Annotated in this window: 13 protein-coding genes; 11 read left to right on the top strand and 2 right to left on the bottom strand. The window is 35.5% G+C overall.

The annotated features are described in order from the left end of the window. From P2086_RS06310 to P2086_RS06295, 4 genes are all read left to right on the top strand, one after another. Window positions 1–504 (top strand): hypothetical protein, encoded by a 504-nt coding sequence (locus tag P2086_RS06310; RefSeq protein WP_317899597.1) that lies wholly within the window; start codon window positions 1–3, stop codon window positions 502–504. Window positions 505–510: 6 nt separating this feature from the next. Then, window positions 511–1,233: an NRDE family protein gene (locus P2086_RS06305; protein ID WP_317899596.1), complete on the top strand. Its 723-nt coding sequence runs from the start codon at window positions 511–513 to the stop codon at window positions 1,231–1,233. Between the two features lie 2 nt (window positions 1,234–1,235). Further along, complete coding sequence (locus P2086_RS06300) at window positions 1,236–2,258, top strand: ATP-grasp domain-containing protein (RefSeq protein WP_317899595.1); 1,023 nt, start codon at window positions 1,236–1,238, stop codon at window positions 2,256–2,258. Between the two features lie 158 nt (window positions 2,259–2,416). Further along, entirely contained in the window at window positions 2,417–3,073 is a 657-nt protein-coding gene (locus P2086_RS06295) for a class I SAM-dependent methyltransferase (RefSeq protein ID WP_317899594.1), read from the top strand. Window positions 3,074–3,075: 2 nt separating this feature from the next. Here the strand turns inward: P2086_RS06295 and P2086_RS06290 are convergent, their stop codons facing one another. After that, on the bottom strand, window positions 3,076–3,498 hold the full coding sequence (locus tag P2086_RS06290) for a DUF2452 domain-containing protein (RefSeq protein ID WP_317899593.1): 423 nt from the start codon (window positions 3,496–3,498) through the stop codon (window positions 3,076–3,078). 446 nt (window positions 3,499–3,944) lie between these two features. On the opposite strand from P2086_RS06290, the gene mnmH reads away from it, so the two are divergent. The 7 genes from mnmH (at window position 3,945) to P2086_RS06260 (ending at window position 13,527) form a co-directional block, all read left to right on the top strand. Beyond that, entirely contained in the window at window positions 3,945–4,994 is a 1,050-nt protein-coding gene (mnmH, locus tag P2086_RS06285; protein ID WP_317899592.1) for a tRNA 2-selenouridine(34) synthase MnmH, read from the top strand. After that, a complete protein-coding gene (gene selD, locus P2086_RS06280; protein ID WP_317899591.1) occupies window positions 4,987–6,051 on the top strand; it encodes a selenide, water dikinase SelD in 1,065 nt (354 codons plus the stop codon). Before mnmH ends, selD begins: the two co-directional genes overlap by 8 nt. A 57-nt stretch (window positions 6,052–6,108) precedes the next feature. Further along, complete coding sequence (locus tag P2086_RS19085; protein ID WP_396127459.1) at window positions 6,109–6,270, top strand: T9SS type A sorting domain-containing protein; 162 nt, start codon at window positions 6,109–6,111, stop codon at window positions 6,268–6,270. Between the two features lie 63 nt (window positions 6,271–6,333). Then, complete coding sequence (locus tag P2086_RS06275) at window positions 6,334–7,872, top strand: T9SS type A sorting domain-containing protein (protein ID WP_317899590.1); 1,539 nt, start codon at window positions 6,334–6,336, stop codon at window positions 7,870–7,872. Between the two features lie 144 nt (window positions 7,873–8,016). Further along, window positions 8,017–8,895, top strand: a complete 879-nt coding sequence (locus P2086_RS06270; protein WP_317899589.1) for an NAD kinase — start codon at window positions 8,017–8,019, stop codon at window positions 8,893–8,895. A gap of 94 nt (window positions 8,896–8,989) precedes the next feature. Then, window positions 8,990–11,326, top strand: coding sequence for a reprolysin-like metallopeptidase (locus tag P2086_RS06265; protein WP_317899588.1), 2,337 nt, complete (start codon window positions 8,990–8,992; stop codon window positions 11,324–11,326). A 125-nt stretch (window positions 11,327–11,451) separates the two neighbouring features. Next, the gene (locus tag P2086_RS06260) at window positions 11,452–13,527 is read left to right on the top strand and encodes a SpoIIE family protein phosphatase (protein ID WP_317899587.1); all 2,076 of its coding nucleotides are present in this window, start codon (window positions 11,452–11,454) and stop codon (window positions 13,525–13,527) included. Between the two features lie 39 nt (window positions 13,528–13,566). Here the strand turns inward: P2086_RS06260 and P2086_RS06255 are convergent, their stop codons facing one another. Next, window positions 13,567–15,168 (bottom strand): FMN-binding glutamate synthase family protein, encoded by a 1,602-nt coding sequence (locus tag P2086_RS06255; protein ID WP_317899586.1) that lies wholly within the window; start codon window positions 15,166–15,168, stop codon window positions 13,567–13,569. Window positions 15,169–15,307 lie beyond the last annotated feature (139 nt).

Genomic DNA, 15,307 nt, shown 5'->3' with positions numbered 1-15,307 from the left:
ATGCTAAGAGAAGTCGCCAAAAATCAAGTGCTCGAGTTGAAAGCCATGCTCGATCAATTGCACGAATCGGATTACGCTAAACCAATGATTGTTTTTAATAATGGAACTGTGGGCAAACACGTCAGACATATTCTTGAATTCTATGACTGCCTTTTTGTTGAGAACGAAAATAACACCATTTGCTATGATGATAGAAAACGAAATCTGTTGCTGGAAGAAAATCTACGCTTCGCTTCTGAATTTATTATAGAGGTTTTTGATAAAATTGAACGAGTGGATGTGAATAAAAGAATACTTCTTAAAGTTGTGTATAACGCTACAGAAACAATTGTCGAATCATCTCTATTTCGGGAAATCACTTACAACATAGAACATACCGTACATCATTTGGCGATCATGCGTATTGCTTTTACAACAGAATTAAACTATGTAAAATTAAATAGCAGTTTTGGGTACTCCCATTCAACACTTCAATATTTAAAGTCTCAAAAAACAATTAGTTAATTTAAAATGTGCACCGTTACCTATCTTCCGAAAGGAGACACTAGTTTTATTCTTACTTCAAATAGGGATGAGGATTTGTCACGACCGTCTGCTTTGCCAATAAATTCTTATACTATCCACAATAAAGAAATATATTTTCCGAAAGATCCTAAGGCTGGCGGAACATGGATAGCAAAGGGAAATGATTTCACAGTGTGTCTTTTGAATGGAGCTTTTGTACCACATAAATCGGAAGGAAATTATAGAAAAAGCAGAGGTTTTGTGCTGCTTGATTTTTTTAAGTACGAGACACAGTATGATTTTATAGCAAATTATGATTTTAAAGACATTGAACCTTTTTCTCTCATTTTTGTAAGGCATCAAGATAATAAACGAGGCCTTTGCGAATTGAAGTGGGATGGGATTAAAACGCATCATCTAAATCACGATGCTTCATTGCCTCATATTTGGTCCTCTGTAACTTTGTATTCTGAAGAGGTTGTGAAAGAACGTGAAACATGGTTTTACGATTGGGTAAAGGAAAACGAAATTTTCACCAAGGATACCATTCTTATGTTTCATCATTTTGGCGGAACGGGCGATCAAAAAAACGACATTGTCATGAACAGATCACAAAAAAGAACGGTAAGTATTTGTTGCGTGAATAAAATAAATGAATTTGAAACTGAAATGATTTATGAAGATGTGATAAACAAAAAAATTTATAACACTAAAGTCATAAATTCTTAAAAATGAAAACCCCGCTTTTTTTAGTAAAGATATTTCGCTACGAATACTGGCCGTGGGGATTATTTTATCTGCCTGTTTTACCTTATTGGGTCTATTTATCTCTTAGAAATAAATCTTTCGCCTACTTTAGCGTGGCTAATCCAGGTATTGAGCTTGGCGGATTTTATGGGGAAAGCAAATCGGAAATTTTATCTTTAATTAATAAGCGCCATCTACCAAAAAGTATTTCAGCTGCAAAAGGAATTCGTTTTGAAGAAATTAAATCAAAACTGCAACTAGAAGAAATAGAATATCCGATTATTGCAAAACCTGACGTTGGCGAAAGAGGTAACGATGTTTGTAAAATAAACAACGAAAATGAATTAATTACTTACCACAATAATTCTAATTTTTTTTACATCATTCAAGAATACATTGACTATGATTTCGAATTTGGTGTTCTATACAGTCGTATGCCGGACTCCACAAAAGGAGTGGTTAGTTCTGTTACATTAAAAGAATTTTTGTCAGTTGTTGGCGATGGTAAATCGAGTATTCTGGAACTAATGAAGAAAAGCACCCGCGCGAGGTTTCAAATTAATCGGTTTAAAAAGGAAATGGGAGATGCGATACATAAGATTCCTTTATTAAACGAGAAGGTTCTTCTTGAGCCAATTGGAAACCATTGCCGTGGCACGCGATTTATAAATTTTAATCATATAATAAATCAAAATCTCCATGAAGTATTTGATGAAATAAGTTTGCCGATAAATGGATTTTATTACGGACGATTCGATTTAAAAGCAAAAAGCGTTGAAGATTTACAAAAAGGAATTTCTATTAAAATAATGGAACTTAATGGGGCAAGCTCTGAACCCGGGCATATCTACGATTCTGACTACACGCTTATCAATGCGTATAAAGATCTGTTAGCTCATTGGAAACGTTTGGCGGATATTTCTGCAATGAATATTAAAAAAGGTGAACAAGCTGTTTCTTTTAAGCTAATAGCAAAATCATATCTGAAATTTGTTCTTCTAAAGTAATAGAATCAGTTTTACATGCCATTCGGCACCTTTAAATCACGTTGTATAAAAGTCTGAATACGATGTTATCATTGATGTTCTGACTGTTAAACTTTTTTAACGGTTAATTTAATATTCAAAAAAGTACCTTTGTCTAGGTATTTAATTTAAAAAAATAGATGGAAGAACGAGACTTAAAGCTGATGGCTGCTCAATTTCGCAAACCAAAAGGTGAATTGGGTATTCAAGTTGGCGAATTTATGAATCAAGGAAACGGTCGAATTAATTACGATGCCTTGCAAATTTTAAAAGCAGGAAATGAAGATCGTATTCTTGAGATTGGTATGGGAAATGGTTATTTTGTATCTGAAATATTAGAGAAAAATTCTAAAGTAAAATATACTGGTTGCGAGATCTCAGACGAAATGGTTGAAGAAGCTTTAAAAATAAACGAAAAATATATTAAAACTAAACAAGCAGATTTTGTAAAGGGAAACATAAGAGCACTTCCTTTTGCTAAAGAAGCCTTCGATAAAATAATAACTATAAACACCATTTATTTTTGGGACGATGAAATGACCGCCTTAAATGAGTTAAAGCGCGTGCTGAAGCCTAACGGGCAACTTATAATAAGTTTACGTCCAAAACACTATTTAGTTAACTACCCATTTACAAAATATAATTTTAATTTATTTTCGAAAGATGATGTGTTGACTTTGCTTGAAAAAAGTCAATTTAAAATTTCTCAGGTTTTCGAAAATATTGAGCCTCCATATGATCTGCAAGGCGAAATAGTTGAACTAGAAAATATAATAATCGTGGCAAGTAAAAATTAATACTAGTCTTTGATTATCTCCCAGGTATGATCGCTGAGTAATTTAACGGAACTTACAAATTCTAAAGTTTCAGGTTTTTTTCTACCCCATTCGTCGGGAGCAATCATCATTAAGCGATGAGCCTGTTCCTTTTTGTATAGATAATACACATGACCAATAAGGGCTTCAAATGAGATTTCGGCAGTATAAATTAATTCACTCAACTTAACGCGTTGATTTAGTTCATTGGCTTGATGGGCTAATAATTCTGCTTGTTTTTGGAGTTGCAGTAATTGACGATTAGTTTGTTCATGCATGGCAGAAAGCGCCCGAGATTTTAATTTCCCTACGTCTTCAGGTTTTACCACTACACTTCCTATGGTGTGAGGATAAGCTAATGTTCCCGGAGTTTCAGTCGTTTTATCTTTGTCAATTGGATTTATCATTTTCACAAGTTCTAACTCTTAAACAAAAGAAAGTCTTATTTGTTTAAAGTAAAGTATCGCTTAGAAACTGCCGCAGATTTGATTCCAATGAGAATGTAAAAATATTAGAGCACTGATCTTATACCAAATCCAAATATAATTTAACCCAAAAGTTAAATTATATTTGGGTGGGTAGATAGTGTGTAGCATTTGGTAGATGCCGATCCTAAAAACAAATGGTTAACTAAGCCTGCTGAAAATCGGACCATATTGTTTTTGGAATCGGTATTATACCAAGGCTCAAATTATACCAGATACTACTTAGAAATAAATTGTTATTATTAAAAATGATCTTTGCGTTTAGTTTTGAGTGAAAACTTTCAAATCAATTATAAGACTATATACGCAGCTTAATTCAGCAAAACGAAAATTACTGTAAATGCTAATTTTTTACGCATCTTTGTTTTGTGCCAATCAGCAAATTAAATATAGAAGAGTTTTTAGAATTGGGTGAAAGCGCGCCAATTTTCGATGTTAGGAGTCCGAGTGAGTATTCTCATGCACACATTCCTAAAGCTATTTCTTTTCCAATATTCACAGACGAAGAAAGAAAAATAATTGGTACGGCTTATAAGCAAGAAAGCCGCGAAACGGCCATAAAAATAGGGCTCAACTCTTTTGGAAAGAACATGGTTCGGATGGTGGAAGAGGCGGAAAAAAGAGTTAAAACAGTAGGAAATCCTGAACGAATTGTTGGAGTGCATTGTTGGCGTGGAGGTATGAGAAGCGCAGCAATTGCATGGCTGCTCGATCTTTATGGATTTGAGGTGTACCTTCTTGGCGGTGGTTATAAATCATACAGGCATTGGGTATTAAATCAATTTGAAAAAAAATACCCTTTACGCATTTTAAGTGGATATACAGGAAGTGATAAAACAGGCATTCTTTGTGAACTTAAAAAAAACAAGCATCCTGTAATTGATCTTGAAGGACTAGCGTCTCACAAAGGATCCGCGTTTGGAAACCTGGAAATGAAAATGCAACCGAGTCAGGAGTATTTTGAAAACCTACTCGCCACAGAACTGGATAACGTATCTAAAAAATTTCCCGCAGAGGCTATTTGGTTAGAAGGAGAAAGTCAAAGGATCGGTCATGTTAACATTCCACTCATTTTTTACAAGAACATGCGCTTGCAAACGCAACTATTTTTAGATGTTCCTTTTGAAGAACGCTTAGCGTTTATTACAGAGCACTATGGAAAATACGAAAAAGAAAAACTCATCAATGCCATTATTCGAATTAAAAAGAAATTAGGTGGACTGGAAACTAAAATAGCCGTTAACGCTTTATTAGAGGACGATCTTAAAACTTGCTTCACAGTGCTACTGAAGTATTATGATAAACTATACCATAAAAGTTCGAGTAAAGGGACGGCTGATGAAAGAAAAATCATTTACATCCAAAGCAACACGATTGAAATAAAATCAAACATAGAAAAAATTATACAGCATGTCTGAATCAGAAAATAAAATTGCTCTTACCCAATACGCTCACGGTGCTGGATGCGGTTGTAAAATAGCACCACAGGTATTGCAAGAGATTTTGAATGGTAGCGTTAAGCAAAACGAAAATAAAAATCTTCTTGTTGGAAACGGGAGCAATGACGATGCTGCAGTGTATGATCTTGGAAATGGAACGGCACTTATTTCTACTACCGATTTTTTTATGCCAATTGTTGATGATCCTTTTGATTTTGGAAGAGTCGCCTCAGCAAATGCCATAAGTGATGTCTACGCGATGGGAGGCACACCAACATTGGCACTTGCGATACTGGGTTGGCCAGTAAATAAATTATCACCCGATCTTGCTAAAAAAGTTCTCGATGGTGCAAGAACAGTATGTAACGAAGCTGGAATTCCTTTAGCTGGGGGACATAGTATTGATACACTTGAGCCCATGTTTGGTCTTTCGGTTAACGGTTTAATTAATATCAAAGACCTCAAAAAAAATAATACGGCACAGGAAGGCGATTTTCTTTTTCTTACTAAAGCAATTGGTGCCGGTATATTGTCGACTGCGCAAAAAAGAAATGTGTTACTGGAAGAAGATAAAATTACTTTGGTAAATCAATTAACGTCATTAAACTCTATCGGCGAAAAGCTTGGGAAGATCTCTGGTGTAACAGCAATGACGGATGTAACAGGTTTTGGTTTATTAGGACATTTAATCGAGATGGCCGAAGGAAGTAAGTTAACAGCGCAAATAAATTATAATTTGATTCCAAAAATAAAATCTCTGGCAAGTTACTTAAGTCAAGGAACCATTCCCGATGCAACTTTTAGAAATTGGAATGCCTATCAGAAAAAAGTACATTTTGGAGAAAATGTAAATGTAGCAGAAGCATTTTCTGTTTTACCCGATCCTCAGACAAATGGTGGTTTGCTATTTACAGTAAACAAAAATGCTTTAGCTGAAATAAAGGCATTGTTTGCTGAAAATGGTCTTGATGATTTTACTAAACCCATTGGCCAAATGGTCAAAAAAGTCGAAAAAGTAATTCTGGTTGAGAATTAAACGATTCACCGTTTTCAATCTCCTATTTTCCATTTGAGATCGTGAGGGTAATTTGAATTGAAAGACTTGTTGGGAAAGAGAATTTACACTAACTTTATTAATAAGAACGATAAATTATACGTACCCTTAACTGAATTAAACAATGGTATATATTTATTAAGTCTTACAAAATCCAATAACGAAATTATTTATAGAACGAAACTAATAAAGCAGAATTAACCTAAATGCATAAAGCAGTCTCAAAATTAATTTAGCTGGAATTTGAGACTGCTTTTTTAAACTATGCGTATATTATTATCAATAGTAATTATTTTCTTTCTTGAACCTGAGTCCTTTGCTCAAGGTGGTTTTAGAGCACGCTGTTTTTCTCAAGGCGCAATAACACATGTAACAAAAGATGTTTTTGAAATCTCACCCGATAAATATTTCGCTGGAGGTATTTCGATCGACGGAAATGGTGTTTACGCCTTAACATTAATGGGTCTAAATGGATCGGGACAAATTCAATGGACAAAAAAATACGGGACCACAAATCTACAATACGGTAACCATCCTTTTAATTACAGAACCTTTTACAAAAGGGATAATTATTTTTTTTATGCCGGGGCTATGATAGATAGTAATCAGCAGATTATTGGAACCTTGCTGAAACTTGATACGATAGGCAACATTGTTTGGCAGAGATTTTATCGTGATTCAGGTATGGATGTAGTTCCAAACATATTAACGGGTAGCACTGATAGTGGATTTTTACTCACCGGTTTTTTTCAAAGTCAAACCACAACGCCAACATTGCTAATAAAAACAGATGCCAATGGCAATGAACTTTGGCGAAAAATTATAAATAAAGCGTTACCCAATGTAAGCGATGGCAGAGCTATTCTTCAAGATAGTGCCAGTAAAAAGATAATTATCGCGGGTAATCAATACATTGGCAATCAAAACAGCGCTGCTACCTATAATAGTTTAATTATTCTCGATAGCCTTGGAACTACTTTATCGCATATAAATTTTAATGCAACGGGAGGATTAATGGACTTGATTCAAACGCGGGACAAAAAATTTGTGGTTACAGGCGCTACCCGCAGTAGTGACGGTTTTAACAACTATTACACTTCCTACGCCCGAAAGTTTGATGTGAATCAACCTAATACACCACTATGGACTATTTATGGCTTTGATAAAGTTTCACAACTCAATTGGTTTAGTTCTGTTATGGAATTTTCAAATGGAGATTTGCTTTTGGCGGGATCTACTGACTCTTTGCTTGAAATAGACAACCGGCATAATAACTTATCCAGGTTTGTAAGAATTAACCATACAACAGGTAAAGTAATCTGGAAAAAATATTACGATTACGCAGCGAATGATTCCATTAATAATAATATTTTAATAACCTGCGTAAACCCCACCAGTGATGGTGGTTGGATTACTTCCCTTCGCAAAACTGACCCAGGCAACAACCCAATGTTTTATGTAAAATATGATAGTACAGGTTGTGATACAACAACAGCTTATTGTTTAAACCTAACAGGATTAAACAAAATTAATAAAGAGAATGAAAGTATTACTGTTTATCCTAATCCAACAAACGGCCTGCTAAATCTGAATTTTCCAATTGATTTCTCCTCCATTAAAAAAATAAGTATTCGCATTTTAAATATCGCTGGAGCAGAACTAATAAATAAAACAATTACAACATCAGACTTTAAAGAATCAACCTTTAAACTTGATTTGGAAACTTTTGAAAATGGAATTTATTTTCTCGAGGTTTTTAATGATGGAAAACACATAACAACCCGAAAAATAATTAAAGAATAAATATGGTTTAAATAGATGTATTAAAGCATTGTTGTTATTCACCGAAAATAGCCTTTCAAATTTCGTGGAACCCACTGGTCAATTGCTCAAAAAAAGCCGAAAAAGTAATTCTCGTTGAGAATTAAATAATTTTATCTTTGTTTTATGACAATCGCCATATACGCTCGTTCGACTAAGGACAATCACGCTGCCTATATTGAACAAATGCATAACTACCTCAAGGCTGAAGGGGTTGATATGATTGTTTACGAGCCCTATTATGCCTACCTTAAAAATACTTCAGAATTTGATTTAGAACTCGATACCTTCTACAATTCAGAAGAACTCATTGCCAAAGCTTATTATCTTATTTGTTTGGGTGGTGATGGAACGATGTTGGAAACCGTTACGTTTGTTAGAAAATCGGGCATTCCGATTTTAGGAGTGAACACTGGTCGTTTAGGTTTTTTATCACAAGTAAATAAAGACGATCTTCAAAAAGCACTGCAACTTTTATTGCGCGAAAAATTCACTTTAGACAAAAGAGAATTAATTGAAATAGGTGGTTGTAACAATTGTTTCAACGATGAAAACTATGCATTAAATGAATTTACAATTCATAAAAAGGATAGTAGTTCGATGATTAACATTGATACGTATGTGGATGGTATTTTTTTAAATACCTATTTCGCAGATGGATTAATTGTTTCTACGCCAACCGGCTCTACTGCCTATTCGCTTAGTTGTGGCGGCCCCATTATGATGCCAGATTCAGATAATTTTATTATTACACCTATTGCACCGCACAATTTGACGGTTAGGCCTATTGTGATTCCTAACAATAGAGAAATCCGTTTTAGTGTTACCGGACGTTACCACGATTTTAATGTATCTCTTGATTCACGCGGTGCACAAATACCTACAGGCTCTGAAATTCGAATAAAAAAAGCCGATTTTAGATTAAACCTCATTAATCTTGAAGGTCAAAATTTCTTCACAACCTTACGTAATAAAATGATGTGGGGAATAGATCGAAGACAATAAATAAACCCACCCACTAAATATATTACACCATTTGAACATTTCTGGCAAAATCTTGTGATTATTTCACTATTTTTGGTTATAGATAAGATCAAAAATGAAAAAATTTCAGGCCGTTTTAGTCGCTTTTGTATTGCTCAATACCATAAGCTTATTCTCCCAAAATAATAATAGCACTTTTTGGTTACCGGTAATCGAATCATCTATTCGGTTAACAGGCGCTCGACAAATAGTGCCGCAAAAATATACCACCAATTTTTTGAATGGTATGGAATTAAAGGATAAACTTTTTTCCGCACCTCAGGAAAAACATGTACGTGCAGAAAACAGTGAGTGTATTATATTTCTACCTCTGCCAAATGGCTCTGTACAAAGATTCAGAGTGTCTGAAAGTCCGGTTATGGCTGAAGAACTTGCGGCGGCTTTTCCTAATATGAAAACATTTAGCGTGAAAGGTATGGATGACGTTCATGCTACCGGAAAAATTGATTGGAATGAATTTGGATTTCACGCGCGTATCTTGAGTGTGAATGGTGATTTTTACATCGATCCATACTGTATCGGAAACATCAATGATTATATAAGTTACTATACCTTCGATTTCGAAAAAGATCCTTCACAAAAAATATCGGAAGTTATGCCACAGGATGATGGAGGAAGTCTCGATTTATTAAACGGACAAAAAAAATTGGGTGTTCCTTTTAATCCATCTTCTAAAACGGCTGCTGCTGCATGTGTCGGAGCACAGTTAAGAACATATCGCCTCGTAATAGCATGCACAGGGGAATACGCAAAGGCTGCTACTGGTTTGCAAGCTCCAACAGTTGCCCAAACTCTTGCAAAAATTATAACAAGTGTTAATCGTGTAAATCTCGTTTATGAAAAAGAAGTATCGGTGCGCTTGGTTCTTGTGGCAACTGAAACTATGGTAGTTTTTACTGATCCTGCAACCGACCCTTTCAATGGTAACAATAATTCTAATACACTTATTGGAGAAAGTCAAACCATTATCACAAACACAATAGGCTCAGCAAATTTTGATATTGGTCACACATTCAGCACTGGTGGTGGCGGTTTAGCGTATCCTGGTGTTGTATGCATTAATTCTAATAAAGCCCGTGGTATTACAGGAAGCGGTAGTCCCGTAGGAGACCCTTATGATATCGATTATGTGGCACATGAAATTGGGCACCAATTTGATGGAAGTCATACATTTAATGCCATTACAGGAAGCTGTAGCGGAAATAGGAACGCTTCCACGTCTATGGAACCGGGAAGTGGTGTTACCATTATGGGATACGCTGGAATTTGTTCTGCTAATAATTTGGCTACACACAGTATTGCAAATTTTCATGCAGTGAGCTACGACGAAATCGTAAACTTCACCAATTCAGGATCTGGCAACAGTTGCCCAGTTATTGCTGCTACTGGAAATAATCCACCTGTTGTAACAGTAGCCGGAAATTATACGATACCAAAGGGAACACCATTTGTATTAACAGGTAGCGCCACAGATATTGATGGAGATAAACTTTATTACTCTTGGGAAGAAATGGATAATGGAACAGGGGCTGGTGGAAACTGGAACTCCGGTTTAAAGCCTTATTTTCGTTCTTATGTTCCCGATAGTATTGCCATATCGGCTACTTCATATTCGCGTTATTTCCCAAAAAAATCAGTTGTTCTGAGTGGAAATTACACCGGAACCATCGGGGAATATTTACCGCAAACGGCGCAAATTTTAAAGTTTCGTCTAACTGCGCGCGATAACAAAACAGGCGGTGGTGGTGTTTGCAGCGACATAATGAATCTCACCATAGATGATGCAGGGCCTTTTACAGTTACTTACCCGAGTATAGCGGGGATTATCTGGGCAATGGGCTCACAAGAAATGGTTGTCTGGGATGTAAATTCAACGGATCAGGCGCCGGTAAGTTGTGATTCTGTTAGAGTTCTAATTTCTTATGATGGTGGAAATACCTATTCAACTCTTCAGTACTCAACGCTTAACAATGGTATTTTAAACTTAACAGTGCCAACTTTATCTGCAACAATCAACACTTGTCGCATAAAAGTGGAGGCTGCCGCCAATATTTTTTATGATATCAGCAATAATAATTTTACTATCTCTAATGGCACACCGGTAAATACTGTTGGCATTAAACAAGTTTCACAAGTTAATTCAATGGGTTTAAATGTATGGCCTAATCCTTTTACAAATAAATTAAATTTTACAGTTGCAAATCTCAACGCAAAAAACGCAACTCAGGTAAAAGTTATTGATGTACTTGGAAAAATTATTCAAGAATATAGCTACACAAACAAATCAGAGCTTAAAGAATCGATAGACCTTTCGGGCTTGAACAATGGTGTGTATTTTATCAAAGTACTTAACAACAATAATCAGTCTGTGCATAGAATTGTGAAGGACTAGTTTATATAGTGGTTGGCTATGGACATTAAATACCAAGCCTTTGATCGCATTGGTGTTAATTTTATCTGCTAAGATTATTTTTTAAGTAGTAATTTTCCTTTACATTTATATAGATGTATCGGTATGTGTTTCTTCTTATTTTATTTTTCGTCAATTTCTTTCTGAAATCTCAGGAAGGGTATTCTAAAAAACAATTACTAGACTTAATAAAAGGCAATCTTGCCGATACCACCCTAATTGATGCCTATAATGAATTAACCTGGCCGATTTACAGTCTCGAAAACCCTGACTCGTCCATTTATTATGCGGAAAAAGCTATAGAATTATCTACAAAACTTGAGGATATTAAGCGGTTAAGCGTTGTGCATCGCCGTATAGGAATTACCTACATAAACATGGGTAAGATTAAAAATTCAATCGAACACGAGGAAGAGAGCCTTCGCCTTTCAGAAAAGATAAACTATAAAAAAGGAATGCAGCTCGCCCTGAATAATATTGGGGTTGCCTATTTAAATAGTGAGTTGCTAACTAAAGCGCTGCCTTACTTTTTAAAAAGCCTTGCTATTGCCGAAGAAACGAACAACCTCGCTAATGCCGGAAGTATGTATTTTAATTGCGCAATCTTGTATCAGCGTATTGGTGAGGTGCGTAAATGTATTGCGTTTCAGCATAAAGCAAAATATTTTTCTGAACTTAAAAGAGACACAAATATGATAATACTCACTAATTGTGGTTTAAGTACTGGTTATAGAAACCTAAATAGCATCGATTCGGCGCAGTATTTTTTGAAGGTTGGTAAAAAATACATTTCTAATGAAATCAATTCAAATATAAAATTTAATTACTATCTCAATGAAGGCTTACTGTTCATGCACATTGGCGAACACCAAAAAGCCCTGAACGCATTTATTAATACTCAATCCTATGTAACCGTTGCTATAGACAAAATCACCTTATTCATAAATATTGGCGATGAATACAACAAACTCAATAACTCAACAAAAGCACTTGAATATTATAATATGGCCCAGAAATTAAGTGAAGAAACAAAAACGTACAATAATCTTTCTTATCTGAGTCTTAAAATGGCAGGCATTTACGAAGAACAAAATAATCACAAAAAGTTTTCAGAGCTCATTCATCGGCATTTGAATTACAAAGACTCAAACGATAAATATGTAAAGGTTCAACAGATTCAACAACAACAACTCGAATTTGATTATGAAAGGAAACAAATAGCCGATAGTCTTCGCTTTGAACACAAAGAAAGACTTAAGGACATTGAACTTGAAGTTGCCGCAGCCAAATTGAATAAGGAAAAGTATTTTCGTATTATGTTGTTTGCCATTCTAACTGCAATAATTATTTTTTCAATTTTTATTTCTAACCGCTTTGTAGTTACCAATAGACAAAAGAAGATTATTGAAAACCAAAAACAAATTGTTGAATTAAAAAATCAAGAAATTTTAGATTCCATTAATTATGCGAAACGCTTGCAAGCCGCTATATTGCCGCAACTTTCAGACATAAAAAAACACTTGAACCTTGATATTTTATACCTACCTAAAGATATTATAGGCGGTGATTTTTATTTTTTTGAAAAACACAACGAACACACTTTTTTTGCCGTGTGCGATTGCACGGGGCATGGAATTCCCGGTGCACTTATGTCCGTGGTGTGTCATCACGCACTTCAAAAATCAATTAAGGAATTTGAGCTAACAGACCCTGGTTTAATCTTAACAAAAACAAGAGAGATCGTAATTGCGAGTTTAAACGCCACGCAACAAAACATTAAAGATGGAATGGATTGTTCTTTAATTGTGGTAAATGATAGAACAAAGAAAACATACTGGGCCGGTGCTAACAACCATATTTGGATCTTTAATACCAAAGAAATGTTAGAAATAAAAGCAGACAAGCAACCAGTTGCCTTTTATGAAAATGCAAAAGAATTTAAGACAAATGAATTAGTTGTTGATTCGGGCTCTTTTGTTTGTCTATTTACAGATGGTTATGGTGATCAGTTTGGCGGACCTAAAGGAAAAAAATATAAAAATAAATCAATTAAAGAATTTCTGGTAACTAGGTCGCAAAATCAAGTTGAAGAACAAATTCAACTCCTTAAAGATAATTTTCACAGTTGGAAAAAAGATTTAGATCAGGTAGATGATGTTGCTGTAGCGCTTATTCGTTTTTAGTTACATCAAGTTTTCATAAACAAATAAACGCAAGATCAACTAAACCGGCTTTACCATACTATCAAACGATTCTTCTGTGCTATGCATCACTTCAAGTTCCCAGCCTTTAGGATACGGCGCTTCAAGCAAAGAACCTTTTAATAAATAGGGATACATTTCAGCATAGGTTTGAATTTGATTGGCACTTACCCTTCTGTATATGTGTGAACGGTGAAGTTGATCAGAGTGTTTAATTCCGGCTGCGGACATTAATTCTACTGCAGCTTTTACGGTTTCATGATGGTAATTACAAACGCGTACTTTTTTGTCATTCACATCCAATCCCTTCCACAAATCTGGATTCTGCGTTGCAACTCCGGTAGGACATGTATTCGTATTGCACTCTAACGCTTGTATGCAACCCACTGCCATTAGCATGGCACGTGCACCATTACACATATCAGCACCTAACGCAAAATTTTTCACCAAATCAAAACCTGTATGCACTTTCCCCGAAGCAATAATGCGAATGTGTTTCTTTATTCCGAAACCATGCAAGGTGTCATACACAAAAGCAAGCCCTTCACGCAGTGGCATTCCTACAGAATTACTAAATTCAATCGGCGCTGCACCTGTTCCACCTTCACCACCATCAACCGTAATAAAATCTGGCATAACACCAGTTTTTATCATGGCTTTGCAAATGGCTACAAATTGACCCTTCTGTCCAATACACAATTTAAAACCAATGGGTTTACCGCCACTTAATTCACGTAATTTTTTTATGAAGGCTATCATTTCAAGAGGCGTTCCAAATGCTTTATGATAAGAAGGAGATAACACATCTTTACCTTTTTCAACCAAACGTATTTTTGCAATTTCTTCCGTAACCTTTGCAGCTGGTAAAATACCACCATGCCCAGGTTTTGCTCCTTGCGATAACTTTATCTCAATCATCTTTACATTCGGCAATGCAGCGCGTTCTGCAAAGGCATCGTAATTAAATGTGCCGTCCGTGTGACGACAACCAAAATATCCGGTTCCAATTTGCCAGATGATATCGCCACCTGGTTTTAAATGATAAGGACTTAAGCCACCTTCGCCGGTGTTATGCGCAAAGCCTCCCAGTTTAGCACCGCCATTTAAAGCCATGATAGCGTTTTGACTCAAAGAACCAAAACTCATTGCTGAAATATTAAAAATACTGGCAGAATATGGTTGCTTGCAGTCTGGACCACCCACCATCACTCGTGGATCGTGTTCACCATGATCGAGAGGTAATGGATTAATTGAGTGATTTAGCCATTCGTAGCCAGTTTCATATACGTTTAATTGTGTTCCAAATGGTGTACTATCCGTAACTTTTTTTGCTCTTTGATAAATAACATTTCTACTCAAGCGGTTATACGGCGCACCACTTACATCTGACTCAATAAAATACTGATACACCTTAGGGCGCATCCACTCTGCCCACCAACGCATGCGACCTACCACAGGAAAATTACGTTTTAAAGTTTGTTTTTTCTGATTCATATCCAGAATTCCCAAAAGAATTATTGGTATAGCCCCAGCATATAACCAAAGTCCCCAATGCCAGAAGTAGCCCAATACTCCAATTGCTAATACAAAAAAGATGGAAAGGTTGATAAATTGTTTTTTCATAAGTTGGTAATTAAAAGCGGTGTTGTGTGTTTAGAAAAAAATATTCTCAAGGACTTATTACAGTAAATATAACAAAAAAGGTATCTATAAGAAAAAAAATGGCAGATTATGCCTTTGATTTTTTCAATGGCAAATAAAA

Origin of the sequence: Aurantibacillus circumpalustris, from assembly GCF_029625215.1 — a bacterium.
GTDB lineage: Bacteria > Bacteroidota > Bacteroidia > B-17B0 > Aurantibacillaceae > Aurantibacillus > Aurantibacillus circumpalustris.
Note: the sequence above shows the minus strand (reverse complement) of the source record. Positions and strands in the feature narration are given on the sequence as shown.